Here is a 24,017-nt window from a genome sequence, read left to right on the forward strand (position 1 = left end):
GAAATCCTCCAGCGTGGGATTCTGCGCCTGCAGCATGGTGCCCATCGCACCGTCGGCGACCACCACACGGGTGGCGAGCGCCTCACGCAGGGCGGCCACGCGGCCCGCGCTCGGCCCGCTCACCGGGACGTCCCCGTCAGGTGTCCGCCCAGGTCCTCCGTCGCGGAGACCCCGTAGGCGTCACGCACCCTGGCCAGCAGGCCGTGGCCCGACAGGGACGGCGGCTGGGAGCCGGTGGACTCCAGGACGGCGGTGGCCACCGCGCTGCCCAGCTGTGCGGCGCGGCGATGGCTCAGGCCCCAGGCGACCGCGGCGAGGAAGCCGACCCGGAAGGCGTCGCCCGCGCCGGTGGGTTCCGCCGGTCCGGTGGGTGGCACGGACTTCACCGTGACCGGACGCAGTCCCGCCTGCTGGACCACGGCTCCCTCGGCGCCGCGCGTGATCACCCAGCTGCCCACCCGGCCCAGGATCTGCTGCTCCGTCCAGCCGGCGCGCTCCTGGATGAGCACGCTCTCGTACTCGTTGGTGAACAGGTAGCGGGGGCCGGTGAGCAGCGCGCGGACCTGGTCGCGGTCCAGCCTGGCCAGTTGCTGCGACGGGTCGGCGACGAAGGGAACGGCCATCTCGACGCACTGGCGGGTGTGCCGGAGCATGGCCTCGGGGTCGTTGGGCGAGACGACGACGAGGTCGAGTCCGCCCGCCCGTTCCCGTACCGTCCGCAGGTCGATGTGCCGGGCCTCGCTCATGGCGCCCGTGTAGAAGGAGCCGATCTGGTTGTGGTCGCTGTCGGTGGTGCAGACGAAGCGCGCGGTGTGCAGCCGGTCGCTCACCCGGACCGACTCGGTGTCGACGCCGCGCCGCTCCAGCCGGGCGCGGTACTGCTCGAAGCCCTCCCCGACCGCGCCCACGAGCAGCGGCCGCAGCCCGAGCAGGCCCAGTCCGTGGGCGATGTTCGCGGCGGTTCCCCCGGGACGTATCTCCAGCTCGTCGACGAGGAAGGAGAGCGACACCTTGTCGATGCTCCCGGCGATGAACTGTTCGGTGAACCTGCCCGGATAGACCATGAGGTGGTCCTCGGCGATCGAACCCGTCACGGCGATCTTCATCAAGTGCCCCTGCCCCTGTGGCGTGGATGTCGACGGCGGCACGCCAGGGCGGGCCCGGCTGCCGTCCACATCATTCGAGGTGGCGCTTAAGCGGGGGTAAGACGGGAGTACGACCGCGCCGGGCGCCGGGGGGCGGACGAGGCGCGGAGGGCTTCGTACCCGTGGTTCCCCGGGGCGTCCGCCAACCTGGGGACAAGCAAAAGACCCCTGGTGAACAGGGGTCTTTGCTGACTGGTGTCCGAGGGGGGACTTGAACCCCCACGCCCGATAAAGGGCACTAGCACCTCAAGCTAGCGCGTCTGCCATTCCGCCACCCGGACGAGGTGTCTGCCGCCCGCCAGGGGTGTTCCCCGCGGCGACATGGACAACCATACCAAGGTTTCGCAGTGCCTTTCACCTGCGTTTCCTTCTCCTGGGGTGACCCGGGGCCTCGCCCGAGGCGCTCCCCGGAACCTGCGGCGTGCGGTCGGGTCGGTGCGCCGGTCACGGGCGGGCGGGCCAGTGGTCCGGGAAGTCCCCCTCCGGTGACCGAAAATGCCGCACGCCCACTGGACACCACCCACCCGATGCGGGATAACAAGCTTCATACAGTATTCGTCGACTGTATGCAATCTACCGCGAGAGCGCCCCAGCCCCTCATGGAAGGGACAGATTTCGCATGCCCGAGGACTCCCAGTCCCAGGACGTCATTTCCGGCGGTCACCTCGTGGCCAAGGCCCTCAAGGCCGAAGGGGTCGACCGTATCTACACCCTCTGCGGCGGCCACATCATCGACATCTACGACGGCTGCGTGGACGAGGGCATCGAGGTCGTCGACGTCCGCCACGAGCAGGTCGCCGCGCACGCCGCCGACGGGTACGCCCGTGTCACCGGCAAGCCCGGCTGCGCGGTCGTCACCGCCGGCCCCGGCACCACCGACGCCGTCACCGGCGTCGCCAACGCCTTCCGCGCCGAGTCACCGATGGTGCTGATCGGCGGCCAGGGCGCCCTCACCCAGCACAAGATGGGGTCGCTCCAGGACCTTCCGCACGTCGACATGATGGCGCCGATCACCAAGTTCGCGGCCACCGTGCCGTCCACCGCACGCGCGGCGGACATGGTGTCGATGGCGTTCCGCGAGTGCTACCACGGCGCTCCCGGGCCCTCCTTCCTGGAGATACCGCGCGATGTGCTCGACGCGAAGGTGCCGGTGGACCAGGCCCGGGTGCCGAGGGCCGGCGCCTACCGGGCCTCGACCCGGTCGGCCGGTGACCCGGAGGCGATCGAGGCACTCGCCGACCTGCTGGCGCACGCCGAGAAGCCGGCGATCCTCCTCGGCAGCCAGGTGTGGACCACCCGAGGCACCGAGGCCGCCGTCGAGCTGGTGCGCACGCTGAACATCCCGGCATACATGAACGGCGCCGGCCGCGGCACCCTCCCGCCCGGCGACCCGCACCACTTCCAGCTCTCCCGGCGCTACGCCTTCTCCGGCGCCGACGTCATCGTCATCGTCGGCACGCCCTTCGACTTCCGGATGGGCTACGGCAAGCGGCTCTCCCCCGACGCGACGGTCGTGCAGATCGACCTCGACTACCGCACCGTCGGCAAGAACCGCGACATCGGCCTCGGCATCGTCGGGGACGCCGGGCTGGTGCTCAAGGCGGTGACCGAGGCGGCCTCCGGACGGCTGAACGGCGGCGCGGCCCGGCGCAAGGAGTGGCTGGACGAACTGCGCGCGGCGGAGCGGGCCGCGCTCGACAAGCGGCTGCCGCAGCTCCGGTCGGACGCCTCCCCCATCCACCCGTACCGGCTGGTCAGCGAGATCAACGACTTCCTCACCGAGGACTCGGTCTACATCGGCGACGGCGGCGACATCGTCACCTTCTCCGGTCAGGTCGTGCAGCCCAAGTCGCCCGGGCACTGGATGGACCCGGGACCGCTCGGCACCCTCGGCGTCGGTGTGCCCTTCGTGCTCGCCGCCAAGCAGGCACGGCCCGACAAGGAGGTGGTCGCCCTCTTCGGCGACGGCGCCTTCTCACTCACCGGCTGGGACTTCGAGACCCTCGTCCGCTACGACCTCCCCTTCGTCGGCGTCATCGGCAACAACTCCTCCATGAACCAGATCCGCTACGGCCAGGCCGCCAAGTACGGCAAGGCCCGCGAGCGGGTCGGCAACACCCTCGGCGACGTCCCCTACGACCAGTTCGCGCGCATGCTCGGCGGACACGGCGAGGAGGTCCGCGACCCCGCCGACATCGGCCCCGCGCTGCGCCGGGCCCGCGAGTCGGGCAAGCCGTCGCTGATCAACGTCTGGGTCGACCCGGACGCGTACGCCCCCGGAACCATGAACCAGACCATGTACAAGTGAGGTGATCGCCCGTGACATCGCCCGCCGCATCGCCCGTGACATCACCCGTCACATCGCCCGTGACAACGAAAGCTCTTGAGGGCATCCGCGTCCTGGACATGACGCATGTGCAGTCCGGCCCCTCCGCGACCCAGCTGCTCGCCTGGCTCGGCGCGGACGTGGTCAAACTGGAGGCGCCGACCGGTGACATCACCCGCAGGCAGTTGCGGGACCTGCCGGACGTGGACTCCCTCTACTTCACAATGCTCAACTGCAACAAGCGGAGCATCACCCTCAACACCAAGACCGAGCGCGGCAAGGAGATCCTCACCGAGCTGATCCGGCGTTCGGACGTCATGGTCGAGAACTTCGGGCCGGGCGCGGTGGACCGCATGGGGTTCACCTGGGACCGGATCAAGGAGATCAATCCACGGATCGTCTACGCCTCCATCAAGGGGTTCGGCGAAGGCCCGTACACCGACTTCAAGGCGTACGAGGTCGTCGCGCAGGCCATGGGCGGATCGATGTCCACCACCGGTTTCGAGGACGGGCCGCCGCTGGCGACGGGGGCCCAGATCGGGGACTCGGGCACGGGCGTCCACGCCGTGGCGGGCATCCTCGCGGCGCTGTACCAACGGGAGCGCACCGGGCGCGGGCAGCGGGTGAACGTGGCCATGCAGCACGCGGTGCTCAACCTCTGCCGGGTGAAGCTGCGCGACCAGCAGCGCCTGAGCCGTGGTCCACTCGCCGAATATCCCAACGAGGACTTCGGCGACGAGGTTCCCCGGTCCGGCAACGCGTCCGGCGGCGGCCAGCCCGGCTGGGCGGTCAAGTGCGCGCCGGGCGGCCCCAACGACTACGTGTACGTCATCGTGCAGCCGGTCGGCTGGCAGCCGCTCACCGGGCTGATCGGCCGGCCGGAGCTGGCCGACGACCCCGAGTGGGCCACGCCGGCGGCCCGGCTGCCGAAGCTGAACAAGATGTTCCAGCTGATCGAGGAGTGGTCGTCCACCCTGCCGAAGTGGGAGGTGCTGGAGCGGCTGAACGCGCACAACATCCCGTGCGGGCCGATCCTGTCCACCAAGGAGATCATCGAGGACCGGTCGCTGGCCGCCAACGAGATGGTGGTCCGCGTGCCCCACCCCGAGCGCGGCGAGTTCGTCACCGTGGGCAGCCCGCTCAAGCTCTCCGACTCCCCCGTGGAGATCAGCGGCTCCCCGCTGCTGGGCGAGCACAACGAAGACGTCTACGTCAGTGAGCTGGGCCTCGACGACGAGGAACTGCGCCTGCTCAAGTCGGACGGGGTGATCTGAGGTGACGGCCGAGGACCGGACGGCGCGGGTGCGCGCGCTCCTGGACGCCGTGCGCGCCGAGGGACGGACGGCGCTGACCGCACCGGAGGGCAAGGTGCTCGCCGACGCGTACGGGATCGCCGTACCCGGCGAGGAACTGGCGACCGATGTCGACGAGGCGGTGGCGTGCGCGGCCCGCTTCGGCGAACCCGTGGTGATGAAGATCGTGTCACCGGACATCTCGCACAAGACCGACGCGGGCGGTGTGGTCGTCGGTGTCGAGGGGGCCGCCGACGTGCGCGCGGCGTTCCACCGGATCGTGGAGAACGCGCGCGCGTACGACGCGGACGCCCGCGTCCATGGCGTACAGGTCCAGGAGTTGCTGCCGCCGGGGCAGGAGGTCATCGTCGGCGCGGTGACCGATCCGACGTTCGGGAAGGTGGTGGCGTTCGGGCTCGGCGGGGTGCTGGTGGAGGTCCTCGAGGACGTCACGTTCCGGCTGGCGCCCGTGGACGGCGACGAGGCGCTGTCCATGCTGGACTCGATCCGGGCGGCCCCGGTGCTGCGCGGGGTGCGGGGGCAGGAGGGCGTGGACCGGTGGGCGGTCGCGGAGCAGATCCGGCGGGTCTCCGAGCTCGTCACGGACTTCCCCGAGATCGCCGAGGTGGACCTCAACCCGGTGATCGCCACCCCGACGGGTGCCGTCGCCGCCGACATCCGCGTGATCCTCTGCGAGACGCGGGCCGAACCCCGACGCCGGTACGCGCGTGAGGAGATCCTCGCCTCCATGCGCCGCCTGATGCGGCCGCGGTCGGTCGCCGTGATCGGCGCCTCCAACGAGCAGGGCAAGATCGGCAACTCGGTGATGCGCAACCTGGTCGACGGCGGTTTCGCCGGGGACATCCACCCGGTGAACCCCAAGGCGGACGACATTTTGGGCCGCAAGGCGTACAAGAGCGTCACGGACGTGCCCGGCGAGGTGGACGTCGCGGTCTTCGCGATCCCGGCGCGGTTCGTCGCCGCGGCCCTGGAGGAGGTGGGCCGCAAGGGCGTACCGAACGCCGTCCTGATCCCCTCCGGCTTCGCGGAGACCGGCGAACACGCTCTCCAGGAGGAGGTCGTGGCGATCGCCGAGCGGTACGGCGTCCGGCTGCTCGGGCCGAACATCTACGGCTATTACTCGACGTGGCAGGACCTGTGCGCCACGTTCTGCACGCCCTACGACGTCAAGGGCGGTGTCGCGCTGACCAGTCAGTCGGGCGGCATCGGGATGGCCATCCTGGGGTTCGCCCGCGCCACCGGGACGGGTGTGTCGGCGATCGTCGGGCTGGGCAACAAGGCGGACCTGGACGAGGACGACCTGCTGACCTGGTTCGGCGAGGACCCGCACACCGAGTGCATAGCGATGCACCTGGAGGACCTCAAGGACGGCCGTGCCTTCGTGGCGGCCGCGCGGGCGACGGTGCCGAAGAAACCGGTCGTCGTCCTCAAGGCGGGCCGTACGGCGGCGGGCGCCAGGGCGGCCGGGTCGCACACCGGGGCACTGGCCGGGGACGACGCCGTGTACGACGACATCCTCCGGCAGGCCGGGGTGATCCGGGCTCCCGGTCTGAACGACATGCTGGAGTACGCGCGCGCGTTGCCGGTGCTTCCCGCTCCCCGGGGTGACAACGTCGTCATCATCACCGGGGCCGGTGGCAGCGGCGTCCTGCTGTCCGACGCGGTGACGGACAACGGGCTGTCCCTGATGGAGATCCCGCCGGACCTGGACGCGGCCTTCCGGGAGTTCATCCCGCCCTTCGGGGCGGCGGGCAACCCGGTGGACATCACCGGGGGCGAGCCGCCGTCGACGTACGAGGCGACGATCCGGCTGGGTCTTGAGGACCCGCGCATCCACGCGTTGGTCCTCGGTTACTGGCACACCATCGTGACGCCTCCCCTGGTGTTCGCCGAGCTGACCGCGCGCGTGGTGGCGGAATTCCGCGAGCGTGGCGTCGAGAAGCCCGTGGTGGCGTCTCTCGCGGGCGACGTGGAGGTCGAGGAGGCGTGCCAGTACCTCTTCGAGCGGGGGGTCGTGGCGTACCCGTACACGACCGAGAAACCGGTGGCCGTGCTCGGTGCGAAGTACCGCTGGGCCCGCGCGGCGGGCGTGCTGGGGGGCGGTACATGAGCTGAGGCGGTTGCGGGGCCGGCCGGCGGTGCGCGTCGGCCGGCCCCAGGACCCGTGCGCACACGTGAGGCATTGGACAGGGGGCGCTGGCCAGAGCTTTCGCACGCAAGGGGTGCTGAACGACATGACAACCACCGACATCTCGACGTCCGTCCCTCTCCGGGAGGTGACGGACCACAACGGCCGCGTGTACCGGCTCGGCGAGTCCGACGTCGACATCATGGGGCGGCCGCGCAAGTGGATGGTCATCCTGCCGTGGATCGGCATGATGGGCATCAGTTCAGCCGAGTACGCGTTCACCTCGGCGGAGGACACCCTCCACGAGGCCCACCTGTGGAACAGCGGGCACATCTTCTGGCTGATGGGCGTCTGGGTGTTCTTCCAGGCGGCCGTGGCCCTGCCGGCCGGGCACCTGCGGGAGAGCGGCAGGCTCCCCGCGCGCGGGGCGATGCTGATCGGCGCGGTCGGCACCCTGCTGGGCTATGTGTCCCTGGCCTACGCGCCGCACGTCGCCGTCGCCTACCTCGGCTTCGGCGTGTGCAGCGGCATCGGCGCCGGTCTGGTCTACGCGACCTGCGTGAACATGGTCGGCAAGTGGTATCCGGAGCGCAAGGGCGGCAAGACGGGCTTCGTCAACGGCGGCTTCGCCTACGGCTCCGTGCCCTTCGTGTTCCTGTTCACCTCCTACATGGACCTGGGCAACTACCAGACGGTGCTGGTCTGTGCCGGCGTCGGGCTGTGCCTGGTCGTGGCGTCGGCGGGCTGGTTCTTCAAGGACCCGCCGAAGAACTGGTGGCCCGCGCACGTCGACCCGCTGCGGCAGACCGACGACCCGAAGATCCGCCGGGCCCTGGAGAAGAACCCGCCGGCGGTCAAGCAGTACACCCCCGGGGAGGCCGCGCGCACACCCGTCCTGTGGATGATGTGGTTCTGTCTGCTGTGCACGGCCGGCATCAACATCTTCGGCATCGCCTTCCAGGTGCCGTTCGGCAAGGACATGGGTTTCGCGGGCGGCATCGTGGCGACCGCGATGTCCCTGAAGGCGATCGTCAACGGCACCGGGCGCGGCGTCATCGGCTGGGTCTCCGACCGTTTCGGCCGTCGCAACACCCTGATCATCGTGTGTGTCGTGCTCGGCCTCGCCCAGTTCGGCGTGCTGGCCTCCGGGAAGACGGGCGTGATGCCGTTCTTCCTGTTCTGCTCGATGGTCTCGGGCTTCGGCGGCGGCGCCATCTTCCCGTTGTTCGCCGCCATGACGGCGGACTACTTCGGTGAGAACAACAACGCGACCAACTACGGCATGGTCTACAGCTCGAAACTGGTCTCGGGGCTCGTCGGTTCCGGCCTGGGCGCGGTCGTGGTCGGCGCCTGGGACTACGAGGGCGCGTTCGCCCTGGCCGGCTCGATCGGGCTGGCCTCCGCGGTGCTGGCGCTGTTCCTGAAGGCACCGGGCAGGCCCAGGGCGAAGCGTGTCGTGCCCAATCCGCGTCCCCTGGGGGAGGAGATGACCTGAGCCGGGGCGGCCTCCGCGTCCGAGGTGTTTCTCAGTGACACGTGGGGCCGCCCCTCCCGCGGGGGTTCGGGAGGGGCCGTCCCGGGTGCGGGCGGGTCAGCGGCGGCGCTTGCGCAGGGCCGCGAGGTTGTCGTAGCTGATCTTGGCCTCGCGCAGCGACTGTGCCGGATCGGTGGCGCTCGGCGAGTTGTCGTCCTCGATCATCGGGTTGCGGTAGGTGCGCTGTCCGACCCGGGAGAAGAACGTCGTGTAGTCGATGACGCCGGTGCCGAAGGGCACCATCTCGTAGCCCATGCCGTTGGTCGTGCTCACGACGCCGTCCTTGGCGTGGAACAGCGGGTAGCGCTTGTTGTGGCGGGCCACCAGGCCGGCCGGGTCGAAGACGTTCTTCCGGGTCGAGCCGTCGTGGGCGGTGTAGGTGTGGAACTTGTACTGGGCGACGTGCGCCCAGAAGATGTCCATCTCCAGCCAGACGGCCCTGGGGTCGGTGACCTTCAGGAAGTACTCCAGCTTGCGGATGCCGGAGCTGCGGGTGGGCCGTCCCTGGTCGTCCAGCGGGCCGCCGTCGAGCAGGAAGCCGTACGCCGCGTCGTGGTTGTGGGTGTAGAGCTTGACGCCCTCCCGGCGGGCGATCTCGCCCAGGGCGTTCCACTTGTCGGCGGCGACGTCCCAGTCGGCCCGGTAGGAGCTGCCGGTGGGGTCGCCGCCGGTGCCCATGTGGCCGAGGCCCAGGATGTTGGCGATCTCCAGGTGCTTCTTGAAGGTGTCCAGGTCGGCGCTGGTCAGCGGCCAGGACGGCGGGATGAAGCCGTGGTTGCCCTGGGCGCGCAGGCCGTACTCGTCGAGCCAGGAGCGCAGCAGCCTGGCACCCTCGACCGTCTCCAGGTCCGCGCCGCCGGGCGCGTTGGCGTGCTGGCGGTAGCCCGCGAACTCGACCTGGCGGTAACCGTGGCGGGCGAGCTGTTTGAAGACCTCCCGGAAGCCGGAGGGCAGGTCGGTGGCGAGCGGGTCCCGGGCGGTCGCGTCGCGGACGGTGTAGAGGATGATGCCGCGCTTGTGGGCGGGGACGAGGATGTCACCGCCGTGGCCGTGTCCTTGGCCGTTCCCGTGACCGTGTCCGTGGCCGCGGTCGCTGTGCCGGTCGTGGGCCAGGGCCGGTGAGGCGCCGAAGACGGGGGCGGCGACGGCCGCGCCGGCGACGGCGGTGCAGGTGCTGAGGACGCGGCGGCGGCTGATCCCGAGGCTGCGGCGCAGGGCCTCGTCGGAGCCGTGGGAGGCGTCGAGGGCGTCGGGAGTGCCCGAGCCGTCGGAACGGTCCGTGACGGTGCGGGATATGTCGGAGAACGGTCTCACGGATGCCTGCCTTCTCGGTCGTGACCTGCGCCGATCCCCGGTCCGAAGCCGGACGGGGGGTCGGGTGGCAGGTCGTTGTCAGTGGTGCGTGCTTCACTGTCGGTAGCTGGAACTCGGGGCCGCACGCGGCCGTTCATCAGTCGAGTCCGGCGAGATGGAGCAGGAGTTTCTTGACGTCGGTGGCCGCGACGCGGTCGCCGACAGCGCGGGGGGTGGAGCAGATGAGGAGCGGACCGTCGTCGTCGCTCGCGGGGAGGCGGCCGTGGCTGCCGCGAATAGGTGAGGCGTCCAGCGGCACGACCGCCATGCGGTAGCGCATGCCGAGTTTCTTGCGGGCCAGGGCGGTGGCCGCCTTGACCTTGACGTAGGGGTCGAGCGGGTCCATGAACAGCTCGACCGGGTCGTAGCCGGGTTTGCGGTGGATCTCGACGAGCTGCGCGAAGTCGGGCGCGCGGGCGTCGTCGAGCCAGTAGTAGTACGTGAACCAGGCGTCCGGCTCCGCGACGGCGACGAGTTCACCGGCGCGCGGATGGTCGAGGTGGTGGGCCTTCTTGCCCTCGTCGTCCAGGAGTTGCTCGATGCCGGGCAGTCCGGCCAGGGCGGCGCGGGTGGCGGCGAGGTCCTCGGGGCGGCGGACGTAGACGTGGGCGATCTGGTGGTCGGCGACCGCGAAGGCGCGGGAGGCCATCGGGTCGAGGTACTCCATGCCGTCCTGCGTGTGCACCTCCAGGAGGCCGGCGCGGCGCAGGGCGCGGTTGATGTCCACGGGCCGGTTCACGCGGGTGATGCCGTACTCGGACAGGGCGACGACGGTACGGCCCTCGGCGCGGGCGTCGTCGAGGAGCGGGGCCATGGCCGCGTCCAGGTCGGTGGCGGCTCGGAGGGAGCGCGGGTCGTCGGGGCCGAAGCGCTGCAGGTCGTAGTCGAGGTGAGGGAGGTAGCACAGGGCCAGGTCGGGGTGACGGGTGCGCAGGATGTGGCGGGTGGCGTCGATGATCCACTGGCTGGAGACCAGGTCCGCGCCGGGGCCCCAGAAGTGGAAGAGGGGGAAGGTGCCCAGTTTTCCGGTGAGTTCGTCGTGCAGGGCCGGGGGCCGGGTGTAGCAGTCGGGTTCCTTGCGGCCGTCGGCGTAGTAGACGGGACGGGGGGTGACGGTGATGTCGGTGTCGGCGCCCATGGCGTACCACCAGCAGATGTTGGCGACCGTGTAGCCGGGGTGGACGCGGCGGGCGGCGTCCCAGAGCTTGTCGCCGGTGACGAGGCCGTTGTGCTGGCGCCACAGCAGGACGTCGCCGAGTTCGCGGAAGTACCAGCCGTTGCCGACGATGCCGTGTTCGGCGGGGAGGGTGCCGGTGAGGAAAGTGGACTGGGCGGCGCAGGTGACGGCGGGCAGGACGGTGCCGAGCGGCGCGCGGGAGCCGGACTGGGCGAGCGTCTTGAGGTGGGGCATGTGGTCGAGGAGACGGGGGGTGAGGCCGACGACGTCGAGGACGAGGAGCGGGGTGGGGCCGGTGCCTTCGGGCCGGGCGGGTCCGGTCATGGCAGCTCCTTCAGGCCGAGGTCGGTGAGCAGTTCGCGGGCGAGGGTCAGCTCGGCGGCGATGCCGTCGGTGAGCTGGGCGCGGGCCCGGGGGCGCAGTTCGGGAGGGAGGGCCTGCCAGGTGTAGGTCTCCACCTCCAGGTGCCGGGTGAGGGGGTGCGGACCGCCGACGAGGCGGGTCAGCGTGGTTTTGAGGACGTCCAGGGTGGAGGTGAGGGGTGCGGCGGGGGCCGCGTGCAGGGGGACGTGGAAGTGGGCCCGCCACGGGGAGGCGTCGGGCAGGGCGGTGCCGTCCAGTGCCTGGTCCAGGTCGTCGGTGCCGAGCAGCCGGCCGGGCTCGGTGGTGGTGCGGGTCTGGTGCAGGAAGCGGGGTTCGGCGAAGGCGGCGAGCGCGTCGCGGACCTCGGGGAGACGGGGGTGTTCGGCGTGCAGGGCGGCGGAGAGCTGGGATTTGACGATGGGGACCTGGGCGGCGGTGAGGGCGTCCAGGGCGGTGTGCGGGTCTTCGAAGGAGGTGGCGAGGTGGCAGGTGTCGACGCAGACGCCGACGCGGTCGTGGCCGATCGCGGTGAGCGGGGCGATGGCGTCCCGGGTCGTTTCGACGACGCAGCCGGGTTCGGGTTCCAGGCCGACGCGGATGGAGCGGCCGGTCAGCTCCTGGAGGGCGTCGAGGCGTTCGGCGAGGGTGACCAGGGCGGCGCGGGCCTTCTCGGCGCGGGCGTCGTCGTAGGCGGTGCGCCAGGCCAGCGGGAGGGTGGAGATGCTGCCCTCGGTGACGTCGTCGGGGAGCAGGCCGGCGAGGACGCGGGCGAGGGAGGTGGTGTGCTCCAGGCGCTCGGGGTCGGCCCAGTCCGGCTTGTAGACGCGGTACTTGACCTCTTGCGCGCCGAACCCTTCATAGGGGAAGCCGTTGAGGGTGACGACCTCCAGGCCGCGCCGGTCGAGTTCGGCGCGCAGACCGCGCAGTGCGGACGGGTCGGTGACCAGGGCGTGCGCGGCGTCGCGGGCCAGCCACAGGCCGATGCCGAGGCGGTCGCGACCCAGGCGCCGGCGCACGGGTTCGCAGTGGTCGCGGAGCTGGGCGAGGACGCCGTCGAGGGTTTCGGCCGGGTGGACGTTGGTGCAGTAGGCGAGGTGGAGGACGGAGCCGTCGGGGTGCCGGAAGCGCATCGCTCACTCACCGCCGCGCAGGATCGAGTTGCCCTCGTGGGTGGCGTCGGGCCGGGCCACGTCCAGGTCGAGGCGTCCGCTGAGTCCGTAGAAGGCCACCGGGTTGCGCCACAGCACGCGGTCCACGTCGTCCTCGCTGAAGCCCTCGGCGAGCATCAGGTCGGCGACCTTGCGGGTCTTGAGCGGGTCGCTGCGGCCCCAGTCGGCGGCGGAGTTCACCAGCACCTGGTCCGGTCCGTAGGCGCGGAGGATCGCGACCATCCGTTCCTCGTCCATCTTGGTGTCCGGATAGACGGAGAAGCCGAGCCAGCAGCCCGCGTCCTTGGCCTCCTTGACGGTGGTCTCGTTGAGGTGGTCGACCAGGACCCGGTCGGCGGGGAGCGCGGACTCGCGGACCACGTCGAGGGTGCGGCGCAGTCCGGCCGGCTTGTCGCGGTGCGGGGTGTGCACCAGCGCCGGCAGACCGTGGCCGGCGGCGAGCTGGAGCTGGGCGGCGAGCGCGGTGTCCTCGGCGGGGGTCATGGAGTCGTAGCCGATCTCACCGACGGCGACGACGCGGTCCTTGACCAGATAGCGGGGCAGTTCGTCGAGGACGGGGGTGCAGCGCGGGTCGTTGGCCTCCTTCGGGTTGAGGGCGATGGTGCAGTGGTGGGCGATGCCGTACTGGGCGGCGCGGAAGGGCTCCCAGCCGAGGAGGGAGTCGAAGTAGTCACGGAAGGAGGCCGGGGAGGTGCGGGGCTGACCGAGCCAGAAGGCGGGTTCGACCAGGGCGCGGACGCCCGCGGCGTACATGGCCTCGTAGTCGTCGGTGGTCCGGGAGGTCATGTGGATGTGGGGGTCGAAGATGCGCATCAGGACTCCTTGCCGTGGGGGTCTGCCGGGCCGTGCGACTCGGTCGCCGGTTCGGTCAGGGCCAGGACGCGGTGCAGGTCTTCTGGGACGGGACGGCCCGCGGCGGTGCGCTCCGCGGCGTAGTCGGCGAGCATCCGGGCGAGTTCGGCGTCCCCGCGGGCCCGGCGGTCCAGCTCCGCCACATGGGCGACGCCGACGCCGGTGAACAGGCACTTCAGTACCGCGTGCCGCCACTGGTGGTCATCGAGGTGCCGGGCCGCGTAGGGACCGACGGCGGCGGCCAGCAGCCGGGTGTCGTTGGTGCGCAGGGCGTCCTCGACGAGCGGCAGCGCGTCGGTGCCGGGCACCAGGTGGGGCAGGGCGTACAGCACGGCGCGGCGTTCGTCGGCGGTGCCCTGGTGGTAGACCCGGGCCAGCGCGTCGGCTCCGGCGCGGGCCGCGTGCAGGATCAGGACGCGGGCGGTGTCGGCGTGGGCCGGGCCGCAGCGGCGGCCGGCCTCGGCGAGGCGCAGTTCCCACGCGGAGATCGGGCCGTGGCCGCCGGGGTGGGCGCCGGCCTCGTCGAGGGCCTGGTCGAGCCAGCGGCGGGCGTCGGGGTCGAGCCGGGCGGTGAGGGCGGCACGCAGGTCGGCCGGCGGGGTCGTGGCGGGGGTGGTGCCCCGGCCCCGGGCGTCGTTCCGCGCGGCGCCGGTGTCTTCCGTGCGCCGAGTGGGGTGGGTGGCGTGCGGCTGCGTCATGAGCTGCTCCCTTGTGGGGTGGCGGAGGACACGCCTGGGGGTGGGGCGGCCGGCGCCGGGAGGTCGGTGGCGGTGGGGATCCGGGTGAGGGGGACGTCGGCCGCGGTCGCCGCCTGGTGGAGGAACGGGAGGGAGTGGGCGGCGAAGTGGGGACCGGCGTGGGAGTGGCGGGGCAGTTCGACGACGGTCAGGCCCTGGTAGCCGGTGGCGGCGAGGGCCGCGAGGACGGGCGGGAAGTCGATCTCGCCCGCACCGAACGGGAGGTGCTCATGGACACCGCGGCGCATGTCCTCGATCTGGACGTGCCGCAGCCAGGGACCGGCGGCGCGTACGCAGTCGGCGGGAGGGAGGGGTTCGAGGCACTGGCAGTGGCCGATGTCGAGGGTGAGGCCGAGCGCGTCGGGATCGCCGAGTGCGCGGCGCAGGTGGTGGAAGTCGGCCACGGTGGCGAGGAGGTGACCTGGTTCGGGTTCGACGGCGAGCGGGACGCCGGCGGTGACGGCGGCGTCCAGGACCGGGACGAGGGCGGCGGTCAGGCGTTGCCATGCCTCCTCGGTGCCGGTGTCCTCGGGGGTGATGCCGCTGAAGCAGTGCACGGCGTGGGCGCCGAGGTCGGCGGCGACCCGTACGGCGGTGAGCAGCAGATCGACGCGGCGGGCGCGGTCGTCCGGGTCGGGATCGAGGAGGGAGGGACCGTGTTTGCGGCGCGGGTCGAGGACATAGCGGGCGCCCGTCTCGACCGTGACGCTCAGGCCGAGGGTGTCCAGCCGGTGCGCGAGCCGGCGGGTGCGGGCGGCCAGGTCCGGGGCGAGCGGATCGAGGTGCATGTGGTCGAGGGTCAGTCCGACGCCGTCGTAGCCGAGGTCGGCGAGGAGGGAGAGGGCGTCGTCCAGGCGGAGGTCGGCGAGGCCGTTGGTGCCGTAGCCGAACCGGAGGGGGGTGACGGCGGCGTCCTGCCGTGCGGGCGGCGTCATGTGATGCTCACCTTCCTCGCGAACCGTCGGCCCAGCGGGGCGAGCCCCGCGACCAGCAGACCCACGACGCTCGCACCGGAACGGGTGGCGAGGGCGGCCTGGAGGGGGATCGTGGCCCGGATACCGCCGCCGACGGCGCGTTGGGTGAGCGGGGGCGAGGGGTTGAGGGCGGCGTGGAAGTAGGGGCGGGCGGCCGTGGCGGCGTAGGCGGCGCCGAGGACGGCGGTGAGCCGCTCCCGCCCCGGTGCCGGATCTGTCGGCACGGCCCGCGCCGGCATCACTGACCGGTCCGCCACCGCTGACCGGTCCGCCACCGCTGACCAGTCCGCCACCGCTGACCAGTCCGTCAGCGCTGACCGGTCCACTACCGCTGACCGGTCCGCCGGTGCTGGCCGATCCGTCCGCGCCGGCCCAGCCGTCCGCGTCGGCCAGATCGCCGGGGTGGGGCCCGGCAGACCGCGGGAGGCTGCTTCCCGTCGGTCTGCCGGGGGTCGGGTGGGTCGCCGGGTCACCAGCCGGGTCAGCAGGGCGGTGGTGGCGAGGGCCGCGAGCGGGGCCGCCGTCGATCCGCCGGTGGTCTCCCGGCGGGACACGGCCGTGACGGCGAGGGTGTGGGTCCCCAGGAGGGCCGCTGAGGGCAGCGCCGAGCGGATGCGTCCCGCGCCGGCCGCGGCGCCCAGGAGCAGGTCCAGGGCCCGGGCCCCGGCCATGGCGACCGGCCCGGCGGGCGTGTGCTTCAGGGCGAGGTCGTAAGCCCAGACGGTCGCCGCCAGGGGTGCGGCCACCGCGAGGGCGGGACGGCCGGCACCCGCCGCGAGGGCCAGCCCGGCACCGGTCAGGGCACACGCGGCGGTGAGGGCGGCGGAGGGGCGCACGCGGCCGGAGGGGAGGGGGCGGTGGGGGCGTTCGGCGGCGTCCTCGGTGCGGTCGGCCCAGTCGTTGAGGACCATGCCGGCCTCGTACAGACAGACGGAGGAACCGATGGAGAGCAGGGTGCGGTACCCGGGCCGGGCGCCGGCCGCCGCCGCGCCGGCCAGCACGTCGCCGGGGACGGTGAACAGGGCGGGCAGCCGGAGGAGTTCGGCCCAGGCGCGGGCGCGGGAGGTGTGGGGGCCGTGCGGCTCGTGGGGCTCCTCGGCCGCGCGGGGGGCGTGGCGCCCCTGGGGCGTCGTCCCGGTCAGGCCGGGGCGTGGCTCCGTGTCCGGCCGACCGGTGGGGCCGCAGGCGTCTCGTACCGCGTCCGTGCTCGCCGTCGCGTCGGTCGGCCGGTTCACCGGCGGTCCCCGGGGCCGGAGGGCGCGTGCCCGGTCGGTCGCGCTGCCAGGCGGTCAGCGAAGCCGAGGAGTTCCGCGTACTGGTCGCCGAGGGCGGACGGCCCGTCCCCCACCGGGTCCTTGAAGTAGAAGCCCAGTTCGCGCAGGGGGCCGGTCAGGCCCAGCTCGTGGGACCGGGCGACCAGGCGGGCCAGGTCGAGGACGAGGGGGGCGGCGAGGGCGGAGTCGCAGCCCTGCCAGATGGTCTGGAGGATCATGCGGGTGCCGAGGAAGCCGTCGAAGGCGATGTGGTCCCAGGCCGTCTTGAAGTCGCCGAGCGCGGGGACGTCGTCGATGTGGACCTCGCCCTCGACGGTGGTGCCGAGGGTGTCGGCGAGGACGCGTTCCTTGCCGGCGTTCTTGGCCGCCGCGGCGGCCGGGTCGGCGAGGGCGGCGCCGTCGCCGCCGCCGAGGAGGTTGGTGCCGGACCAGGCCCGGACGGTGAGCGCCCGCTGGGCGAACATCGGGCCCAGTACCGAGCGCAGCAGCGTCTGCCCGGTCTTGCCGTCACGGCCGGCGTACGGCAGGCCGCAGGAGGCCGCCTCGGCGGCCAGGGACGGGTGGTGCAGGCCGGTGGAGGGGGTGAAGTTGACGTACGGGCAGCCGGCGCGCAGGGCCGCCGCCGCGTAGAGGGAGCTGGGCGGCAGGGTCCGGCCGGTGGCGAGCGGCTCGGTGGAGGCCACGTTGACGACCACCGCCCGCGCCACGCCCGAGCGGCGCACGAAGTCGCGGATGTCGGCGGCGAAGGCGGTGATCAGTTCCTCGGCGGGGCGGGTGTCGCCGGGCAGGGGGCCGCCTGGGCGGATCTCCCCTTCCGCGGTCGCGAGGTCGGCGTGGACGGCGGCGGGGAGACCGGGCGGCAGTACGCCGCCGGCGGCCAGTGCCTCGGCGCGCTTGGGGAGGGGGCAGTCCACGGTGTCGTGGCCGCCGAAGACGAGGGAGGAGAGGGGAGGGAGGGAGGCGGCGGCGAAGTGCGGGGTCTCGGTGACCAGGCCGGTCGCCGGGTGCAAGCCGGCGGTCATGGCCGCGCAGCCCGCCACCACGGTCGTGGCGACGGAACCGCGCGCACCGATCAGCCACACACCGGTACGGGAAGCGGAAGAGGAAGAAGAAACGGAAGAGGAAGGAGAGGGGGACGCGGACATGGGCAGCCTCCTTGTCGAACGCGTCGGGGTGGAGCTCCGGCCGAACCGGGTGATGCCCCGGCCGAACCGGGTGATGCCCCGGCGGAGCCGGGTGGTGACGGCGGGCGGGGGTCCGGCGTCCCCCGCCCGCCGCCGTCTGACAGCCCCGGAAGGGCTAGTCGGGCAGTTCCTTCAGCTGGATGTCGCGGAAGGAGACCTTGTCGGCGGCGCCGTGGTTCTGGAGACCTATGTAGCCGTCCGTCAGGCTCCGCGCGGGGTCCTTGTTGGTGAAGTCGTTGACCTTGACTCCGTTGAGGAACACCTGGAGGCGTTCGCCCTGGACCTTGATCTCGTAGGAGTTCCACTGGCCGGGCGGGCGCAGGACCTGGTCACGGGCCTTGATGTTCGCCGACTTGAAGGAGTAGACGGCACCCGTGGTGCGGTCGGCCGCGTCCGTGGCGTCGATCTGGATCTCGTACCCCTTGTCCACCGCGGACCAGGGGTCGTCGGAGGCCGGGAAGCCCACGAAGATCCCGGAGTTGTCGTCGCCGCGCATCTTCCAGTCGAGCTTGAGCGAGTACGACTTCAGCTCCTTGGCCTGGTACCAGAGCAGGCCCATGCCGCCGTTGGACTCCAGCGTGCCGTCCTTGATGTCGAACGTGCCGGGGCCGGCCTGCTTCCAGCCGTCCAGGGTCTGGCCGTTGAAGATCTTCCGGTAGCCCTTGTCCGGCTTGCAGTCGGCCTTGACCTGGCCGGCGGCGTACTGGAGGCCGCCGAGCAGATGGGCCCGGAAGGCCTCGTCGGCGTAGGACTCCTTGGTGTGGCCGAGGCCGGTGTAGAAGGACCGGCCGCCTTCGTAGGTCTGGCACCAGGCGATCGGGTGGTCGCCCTTCATGGTGCCGCCCTGGTAGGTGGTCTCGTCGAGGGTGGCGAGGACCTTGACCCGGTCGCGCGGGTTGGTGCGGTAGTTGTACAGCTCGTCGGTGCGCTCCCAGGTGTCGCCGAGGTGCGCGGTGGCCGGGTGGGCGTGGTCCTCGACGCGCACGGTGGCCTTCTGCTGGGCCGGGTGCGAGTCGAAGTAGGCGCCGACGAGTCCGCCGTAGAACGACCAGTCGTACTCCGTGTCGGCGGCGGCGTGGACGCCCAGGTAGCCGCCACCGCCCCGGATGTAGTTCTCGAACGCCTTCTGCTGGTCGGCGTCGAGGACGTCACCGGTCGTGGACATGAAGGCGACCGCGTCGTACTTGGCGAGGTTGGCCGTGGTGAACTGCTTGGCCTCCTCGGTGGCGGTGACCGTGATGCCGGCCGGGGCGCCGAGTTCCTTCAGCGCGGCGACGCCCTCCGGGATGGCGTCGTGGCGGAAGCCGGCCGTCTTGGAGAAGACGAGGACCTTCTTGCCGTTCTTGAAGGGCTCCTTGGAGAACTCGAAGTCGTCCACGTCGAACAGCGCGCCGCTGCCGCCCTTGAAGACGAGGTAGACGTCCGAGGTCTTCCCGGGCAGGGACCGCAGCGGCACGTCGACGTCCTGGAACGTCTCCCAGCTGCCGGTCGGCGGGATGTACGCCGAGCCGTGCAGCTTGCCGGTGGGCGAGCCGGTGCGCAGCTCGACGAAGCCGCCGTCGCCGCCGGAGGAGGCCCGGACGGTCAGCTTCCTCTGCCCGTCGAACTTGTAGGGGGTGAAGGAGATCCAGTCGCCGTCGTGGATGTCGCCGACGGTCTTGCCGCCGTTGGCGCCGGTCTTGTCGATCACCGACACGCCCTGCTGGGTGGTGAAGTGCTCGGCCTGGCGGTGCAGCGGCTGGAGCACGGTGCGAGCGGTACCGGTCAGCGCCTCCTGGCCGCCTGCGCCGCCGTCGGTGTAGCTGGCGCCGACAACGCCGTAGATGTTGGCGTTGGGGTCGTGACCGCCGTCGCCGGCGGGCGGCCTGAGGGTGCCCTCGCAGCCCGTCTCACTGGTCAGCTCGTGGGCGTGGTTGTCGTGGCCGAGGCTGTAGACGACCTTGACCTTGGAGCAGTCGACCGTCTCCTCGGGGTCGGTCACCGTCACCTTGAAGGGGACGGGCTCGCCGAAGGCGGCCAGGGCGCCGTTGCCGGGGACGTCGATCCTCACCTTGGGCTCGGTGTTGCCGACCACGATGCGGACACTGGCGTTGCCGGTGTTGCCCTCGGGGTCCTCGGCGGTGAAGGTCGCGGTGTAGGTGCCGGCCTTCTTGTACTTGTGGGTGGGCGTGAGCCCCTCGCCCGTGGTGCCGTCGCCGAAGTCCCAGCTGTAGGTGAGCTCCGGGGAGTCGGCGTCCTTGGCGGTGGCGGTGAACTTGACCTTGAGGCCGGCCGCGCCGGAGGTCTTGTCCGCGCTCACCTCGGCGATCGGCGAGAAGCCGTCCTCGGCGCTCTCGATCCGGTAGAGGGCGGAGTCGTCGTCGCCCTGGAACCAGGAGAGGCCGTAGTCGAGGACGTAGAGCGCGCCGTCGGGGCCGAACTCCATGTCCATGATCTGGGTGCCGGTCCACGGGAAGTCGTTGATCGCCGCGACCGTGCCGTCCTCGTTCTGCTCTATCCGCTTGATCCACTGGCGGCCGAACTCACCGGCGAAGAAGTCGCCGTCGTACGCCTCGGGGAACTTCACCTCGGAGTCGAGGTCGGGGTCGTAGCGGTAGACCGGGCCGGCCATCGGGGACTCGGAGCCGCTGCCGAGCTCGGGCACGGAGTCGTCGTCGTACGGTATCCAGGCGGCCTGCGCGGGCGGCAGGTCGACCAGGCCGGTGTTGTGCGGCGAGGTGTTCTTCGGGGCGGCGCAGTCGAAGGTCTCGCCGGAGGTGCCGGTGGCGAAGTCGTAGTCGACGTACGGGTCGTTGTCGCCGGTGCAGAACGGCCAGCCGAAGTTGGCGGGCTCGGTGACCTTGGCGAACTCGACCTGTCCGGCCGGGCCCCGGTTCGGGTCGGCGGCGCCGGCGTCGGGGCCGTAGTCACCGACGTAGACGACGCCGGTCTTGTCGTCGACGCTCATCCGGAACGGGTTGCGGAAGCCCATCGCGTAGATCTCGGGGCGGGTCTTCTCGGTGCCGGGGGCGAAGAGGTTGCCCTCCGGGATCGTGTACGAGCCGTCCTCGGCGACCTTGATGCGCAGGATCTTGCCGCGCAGGTCGTTGGTGTTGCCGGAGCTGCGGCGGGCGTCGAAGGCCGGGTTGCGGTCGGGCCGCTCGTCGATCGGGGTGAAGCCGTCGGAGGCGAACGGGTTGGAGTCGTCGCCGGTGGAGAGGTAGAGGTTGCCCTCGGCGTCGAAGTCGATGTCCCCGCCGACGTGGCAACAGGTGCCGCGGGAGGCGGCGACGTCCAGGACCTTCTTCTCGCTGGCCAGGTCCAGGGTGCCGTTGGGGTTGAGGACGAACCGGGAGAGCCGGTTGACGCCGTCGAACTTGGCGAAGTCGGCGGCGGTGCCGTTCTCCGGGGCGTCGCCCGCGGGGGTGTCCAGCGGCGGGGCGTAGTAGAGGTAGATCGCCCGGTTGTTCTTGAAGTCCGGGTCGACGCCGACGCCCTGGAGGCCCTCCTCGTCGTGGCTGTAGACGGGGATCTTGCCGGCGATCTTGGTGACGCCGCCCTGGTCGGTGAGGCGCAGGGTGCCGTCGCGCGAGGTGTGCAGGACGCTGCGGTCCGGGAGCACGGCGAGCGACATCGGCTCGCCCGTCTCGGGTTCGCCCTTGGCGAGCGGCACCTGCTGGAACTGCCCTTCGGCCGCGGGGGCCGGGTCGGCCTGGGCCGCGGCGCCGGGCTGGGCTCCGGCGACGCCGGCCGGGGCGCCCACGGCCAGCAGCAGGCCGGTGAACAGGGCGAGGGTGGTGCGCAGTCCGCGCCTTCCGGGCGCACGGGTGGTTCTGAGCCTGGTTCGGTGCACGAGATCCCTCCGGGAACGGGTGGGCCGTACGGGTGGGTGCGTAGAACATGCGGTGCGGGCGCCGGGGTGCGCCGTCACCCCGGAACGGGAATCGGGCTAGTTGCCGAACGCCGCGTCGAAGGAGGCCGACGGCGGTTCGAAGTCGTAGGTCTTCAGGCGGGTCAGGGCTTCGGGGGCGCCCTGGAGGCGGTCCATGCCGGCGTCCTCCCACTCCACGGAGACGGGGCCCTGGTAGTCGATGGCGCGCAGCATGCGGAAGACGTCCTCCCAGGGGACGTCGCCGTGCCCGGCGGAGACGAAGTCCCAGCCGCGCCGGGGGTCGCCCCAGGGCAGGTGGGAGCCGAGCCGGCCGTTGCGGCCGTCGAGGCGCTTGCGGGCCTCCTTGCAGTCGACGTGGTAGATCCGGTCGCGGAAGTCCCACAGGAAGCCGACCGGGTCGAGGTCCTGCCAGACGAAGTGGGAGGGGTCGAAGTTGAGGCCGAAGGCGGGGCGGTGGTCGACGGCCTCCAGGGCCCGCTGGGTCGTCCAGTAGTCGTAGGCGATCTCGCTGGGGTGGACCTCGTGGGCGAAGCGGACGCCCTCGGCGTCGAAGACGTCCAGGATCGGGTTCCAGCGGTCGGCGAAGTCCTGGTAACCGCGCTCGATCATGGACTCGGGGGCGGGCGGGAACATGGCGACCAGGTGCCAGATGGCGGAGCCGGTGAAACCGATGACGGTGTCGACGCCGAGTCTGCGGGCGGCCCGCGCGGTGTCCTTCAGCTCGGCGGCGGCCCGCTGCCGTACGCCCTCCGCGTCGCCGTCGCCCCAGATCCGGGCGGGCAGGATCGCCTGGTGGCGCTCGTCGATGATGGCGTCGCAGACGGCCTGGCCGACGAGGTGGTTGGAGACGGCCCAGCACTTCAGGCCGTACTTGTCGAGGAGCTGGTGGCGGCCGTCGACGTAGGACGGGTCGGCGAGGGCCTTGTCGACCTCGAAGTGGTCGCCCCAGCAGGCGAGTTCGAGGCCGTCGTAGCCGAAGTCGCGGGCGAGCCGGCAGACCTCCTCCAGGGGCAGGTCAGCCCACTGGCCGGTGAAGAGTGTGAACGGGCGCGGCATCGTGGGAGATCCTCCTCAGACGGCGACGGGTGTGTAGACGGCGTTCTTCTCGGCGCTCTCCTCCACGGCGGCGAGCACCCGTTGCACCTGGAGTCCGTCGGCGAAGGACGGCTCCGGGGCGTGGCCTTCGGCGACGGCGTGGACGAGGTCGCGGGCCTGGTGGACGAAGGTGTGCTCGTAGCCGAGCCCGTGACCGGGCGGCCACCAGGCGTCGAGGTACGGGTGCTCGGGTTCGGTGACGAGGATGCGGCGGAACCCCGCGTGTTCCCCCCGCTCCGTACCGTCGTGGTAGGTCAGCTCGTTGAGGCGTTCCAGGTCGAAGGCCAACGATCCCTGTTCACCGTTGAGTTCGATGCGCAGGGCGTTCTTGCGGCCGGTGGCGTAGCGGGTGGCCTCGAAGGAGGCGAGGGCGCCGGAGGGGAAGCGGCCGGTGAAGACGGCGGCGTCGTCCACGGTGACCCGGCCGGTGCCCGTGCCGCCGGCGGGGCCCGAGGAGAGGGGGCGTTCCCGTACGAAGGTCTCGGTGAGGGCGGAGACGCCGGCCAGCCGTTCGCCGGTCAGGTACTGGGCGAGGTCGACGATGTGGGCGCCGAGGTCGCCGAGCGCGCCGGAGCCGGCGAGTTCCTTGCGCAGCCGCCAGGTCAGCGGGGCGGCGGGGTCGACCAGCCAGTCCTGGAGGTACGCCACCCGGACGTGCCGCAGCCTGCCGATGCGGCCCTCCGCGACCATCCGCCGGGCCAGCGCGGTGGCGGGGACGCGGCGGTAGTTGAAGCCGACCATGGCCACCTGGCCGCGGGCGGCGGCGGCTTCGGCGGCGCGGGTCATGGCCTCGGCCTCGGCGACGGTGTTGGCCAGTGGTTTCTCGCACAGGACGTGTTTGCCGGCGGCCAGCGCGGCCAGCGCGATCTCGGCGTGGCTGTCGCCGGGGGTGCAGATGTCGACGAGGTCGACGTCGTCCCGTTCGACGAGGGCGTGCCAGTCGGTCTCGGTCGCCGCCCAGCCGTGCCGGTCGGCCGCGGTGCGGACGGCGTCGGCGTCCCGCCCGCAGATCGCGGCCAGTACAGGGTTCAGCGGCAGGTCGAAGACGCGGCCCGCGGTGCGCCAGCCCTGGGAGTGGGCGGCGCCCATGAAGGCGTACCCGACCATGCCGACCCGCAGGGGCGGTCTCGACACGGACGGCGCCGCGGCCGGGGCCGGGGCGGTGACGACCGGGGTGCCCGTCGCGGTGGGCGTGCCCGTCGCGGTGGGCATGCTCGTCGCGGTGGGCATGCCGGTCACCCCCGGCGTCCCCGTCACCTCCGTCACCTCCGTCGTCCCCGGCGTCACCGGCGTCCCCGTCAAGCCCGACGTCCCCGTGTCCACTGACCCGGCGGCGATGGCCCCGGTGTCCGCGGCCCCGGCGGCCGGTGTCTCCGCCCCGGCCCCCTCGGGCTGCTGCGGCTGTCCCATGCGGATGTCCTCCTCGTCGTGGTGGTGCGATGGCCCTCGGGTCCCGCCCCGGGCTGGTCGGAGCCGTGAGCGCGGTTCCGTCCGGGGCTGGTCGGAGCCGTGGGCGCGGTTC

The 24,017-nt window shown here is 72.0% G+C and carries 16 protein-coding genes and 1 tRNA gene; 4 read left to right on the top strand and 13 right to left on the bottom strand.

Annotation, left to right across the window (positions count from 1 at the left end):
- Window positions 1-119: 119 nt before the first annotated feature.
- Together ACZ3IG_RS20215 and ACZ3IG_RS20220 are read right to left on the bottom strand one after the other, a co-directional pair.
- Window positions 120-1,106, bottom strand: coding sequence for a carbohydrate kinase family protein (locus ACZ3IG_RS20215; protein WP_467433727.1), 987 nt, complete (start codon window positions 1,104-1,106; stop codon window positions 120-122).
- Between the two features lie 232 nt (window positions 1,107-1,338).
- Window positions 1,339-1,426, bottom strand: a tRNA-Leu gene (locus tag ACZ3IG_RS20220).
- Window positions 1,427-1,764: 338 nt separating this feature from the next.
- Here ACZ3IG_RS20220 and ACZ3IG_RS20225 point away from each other — a divergent pair.
- From ACZ3IG_RS20225 to ACZ3IG_RS20240, 4 genes are all read left to right on the top strand, one after another.
- Window positions 1,765-3,453 carry a thiamine pyrophosphate-binding protein gene (locus ACZ3IG_RS20225; protein WP_467433729.1) on the top strand — a complete coding sequence of 563 codons (1,689 nt, stop codon included), beginning with the start codon at window positions 1,765-1,767 and terminating at the stop codon, window positions 3,451-3,453.
- Window positions 3,454-3,512: 59 nt separating this feature from the next.
- Window positions 3,513-4,745, top strand: coding sequence for a formyl-CoA transferase (frc, locus tag ACZ3IG_RS20230; protein WP_467433730.1), 1,233 nt, complete (start codon window positions 3,513-3,515; stop codon window positions 4,743-4,745).
- Window position 4,746: 1 nt separating this feature from the next.
- Window positions 4,747-6,894: an acetate--CoA ligase family protein gene (locus ACZ3IG_RS20235; RefSeq protein ID WP_467433733.1), complete on the top strand. Its 2,148-nt coding sequence runs from the start codon at window positions 4,747-4,749 to the stop codon at window positions 6,892-6,894.
- A gap of 124 nt (window positions 6,895-7,018) precedes the next feature.
- Window positions 7,019-8,407: an OFA family MFS transporter gene (locus tag ACZ3IG_RS20240; RefSeq protein ID WP_467433734.1), complete on the top strand. Its 1,389-nt coding sequence runs from the start codon at window positions 7,019-7,021 to the stop codon at window positions 8,405-8,407.
- Between the two features lie 96 nt (window positions 8,408-8,503).
- Here the strand turns inward: ACZ3IG_RS20240 and ACZ3IG_RS20245 are convergent, their stop codons facing one another.
- The 11 genes from ACZ3IG_RS20245 to ACZ3IG_RS20295 form a co-directional block, all read right to left on the bottom strand.
- Window positions 8,504-9,760 carry a sugar phosphate isomerase/epimerase family protein gene (locus ACZ3IG_RS20245; protein ID WP_467433736.1) on the bottom strand — a complete coding sequence of 419 codons (1,257 nt, stop codon included), beginning with the start codon at window positions 9,758-9,760 and terminating at the stop codon, window positions 8,504-8,506.
- Between the two features lie 136 nt (window positions 9,761-9,896).
- A complete protein-coding gene (locus ACZ3IG_RS20250) occupies window positions 9,897-11,300 on the bottom strand; it encodes a nucleotide pyrophosphatase/phosphodiesterase family protein (protein WP_467433738.1) in 1,404 nt (467 codons plus the stop codon).
- Window positions 11,297-12,469 (bottom strand): metabolite traffic protein EboE, encoded by a 1,173-nt coding sequence (eboE, locus tag ACZ3IG_RS20255; RefSeq protein ID WP_467433741.1) that lies wholly within the window; start codon window positions 12,467-12,469, stop codon window positions 11,297-11,299. Before eboE ends, ACZ3IG_RS20250 begins: the two co-directional genes overlap by 4 nt.
- A 3-nt stretch (window positions 12,470-12,472) precedes the next feature.
- Window positions 12,473-13,321: a TatD family hydrolase gene (locus ACZ3IG_RS20260; RefSeq protein ID WP_467433743.1), complete on the bottom strand. Its 849-nt coding sequence runs from the start codon at window positions 13,319-13,321 to the stop codon at window positions 12,473-12,475.
- Window positions 13,321-14,058 carry an EboA domain-containing protein gene (locus ACZ3IG_RS20265; RefSeq protein ID WP_467433744.1) on the bottom strand — a complete coding sequence of 246 codons (738 nt, stop codon included), beginning with the start codon at window positions 14,056-14,058 and terminating at the stop codon, window positions 13,321-13,323. The genes ACZ3IG_RS20260 and ACZ3IG_RS20265 overlap by 1 nt, the downstream gene beginning before the upstream one ends.
- Window positions 14,055-15,032 (bottom strand): sugar phosphate isomerase/epimerase family protein, encoded by a 978-nt coding sequence (locus ACZ3IG_RS20270; protein ID WP_467433745.1) that lies wholly within the window; start codon window positions 15,030-15,032, stop codon window positions 14,055-14,057. Before ACZ3IG_RS20270 ends, ACZ3IG_RS20265 begins: the two co-directional genes overlap by 4 nt.
- Window positions 15,029-16,213, bottom strand: a complete 1,185-nt coding sequence (locus tag ACZ3IG_RS20275) for an SCO3242 family prenyltransferase (RefSeq protein ID WP_467434064.1) — start codon at window positions 16,211-16,213, stop codon at window positions 15,029-15,031. Before ACZ3IG_RS20275 ends, ACZ3IG_RS20270 begins: the two co-directional genes overlap by 4 nt.
- Window positions 16,214-16,302: 89 nt before the next feature.
- Window positions 16,303-17,490 carry an inositol-3-phosphate synthase gene (locus ACZ3IG_RS20280; protein WP_467433746.1) on the bottom strand — a complete coding sequence of 396 codons (1,188 nt, stop codon included), beginning with the start codon at window positions 17,488-17,490 and terminating at the stop codon, window positions 16,303-16,305.
- A 154-nt stretch (window positions 17,491-17,644) separates the two neighbouring features.
- Complete coding sequence (locus ACZ3IG_RS20285) at window positions 17,645-21,361, bottom strand: ThuA domain-containing protein (RefSeq protein WP_467433747.1); 3,717 nt, start codon at window positions 21,359-21,361, stop codon at window positions 17,645-17,647.
- A 96-nt stretch (window positions 21,362-21,457) separates the two neighbouring features.
- A complete protein-coding gene (locus ACZ3IG_RS20290; RefSeq protein WP_467433749.1) occupies window positions 21,458-22,456 on the bottom strand; it encodes a sugar phosphate isomerase/epimerase family protein in 999 nt (332 codons plus the stop codon).
- 15 nt (window positions 22,457-22,471) lie between these two features.
- On the bottom strand, window positions 22,472-23,602 hold the full coding sequence (locus ACZ3IG_RS20295) for a Gfo/Idh/MocA family protein (RefSeq protein ID WP_467434065.1): 1,131 nt from the start codon (window positions 23,600-23,602) through the stop codon (window positions 22,472-22,474).
- Between the last annotated feature and the right edge of the window lie 415 nt (window positions 23,603-24,017).

Source organism: Streptomyces sp. NPDC016677, from assembly GCF_055562815.1.

Coding starts and splice junctions, on each gene's coding strand:
- ACZ3IG_RS20215 (WP_467433727.1), bottom strand. CDS start 1,106: ATGAAGATCGCCGTGACGGGTTCGATCGCCGAGGACCACCTCATGGTC.
- ACZ3IG_RS20225 (WP_467433729.1), top strand. CDS start 1,765: ATGCCCGAGGACTCCCAGTCCCAGGACGTCATTTCCGGCGGTCACCTC.
- ACZ3IG_RS20240 (WP_467433734.1), top strand. CDS start 7,019: ATGACAACCACCGACATCTCGACGTCCGTCCCTCTCCGGGAGGTGACG.
- ACZ3IG_RS20250 (WP_467433738.1), bottom strand. CDS start 11,300: ATGACCGGACCCGCCCGGCCCGAAGGCACCGGCCCCACCCCGCTCCTC.
- eboE (WP_467433741.1), bottom strand. CDS start 12,469: ATGCGCTTCCGGCACCCCGACGGCTCCGTCCTCCACCTCGCCTACTGC.
- ACZ3IG_RS20260 (WP_467433743.1), bottom strand. CDS start 13,321: ATGCGCATCTTCGACCCCCACATCCACATGACCTCCCGGACCACCGAC.
- ACZ3IG_RS20265 (WP_467433744.1), bottom strand. CDS start 14,058: ATGACGCAGCCGCACGCCACCCACCCCACTCGGCGCACGGAAGACACC.
- ACZ3IG_RS20270 (WP_467433745.1), bottom strand. CDS start 15,032: ATGACGCCGCCCGCACGGCAGGACGCCGCCGTCACCCCCCTCCGGTTC.
- ACZ3IG_RS20280 (WP_467433746.1), bottom strand. CDS start 17,490: ATGTCCGCGTCCCCCTCTCCTTCCTCTTCCGTTTCTTCTTCCTCTTCC.
- ACZ3IG_RS20290 (WP_467433749.1), bottom strand. CDS start 22,456: ATGCCGCGCCCGTTCACACTCTTCACCGGCCAGTGGGCTGACCTGCCC.
- ACZ3IG_RS20295 (WP_467434065.1), bottom strand. CDS start 23,602: ATGGTCGGGTACGCCTTCATGGGCGCCGCCCACTCCCAGGGCTGGCGC.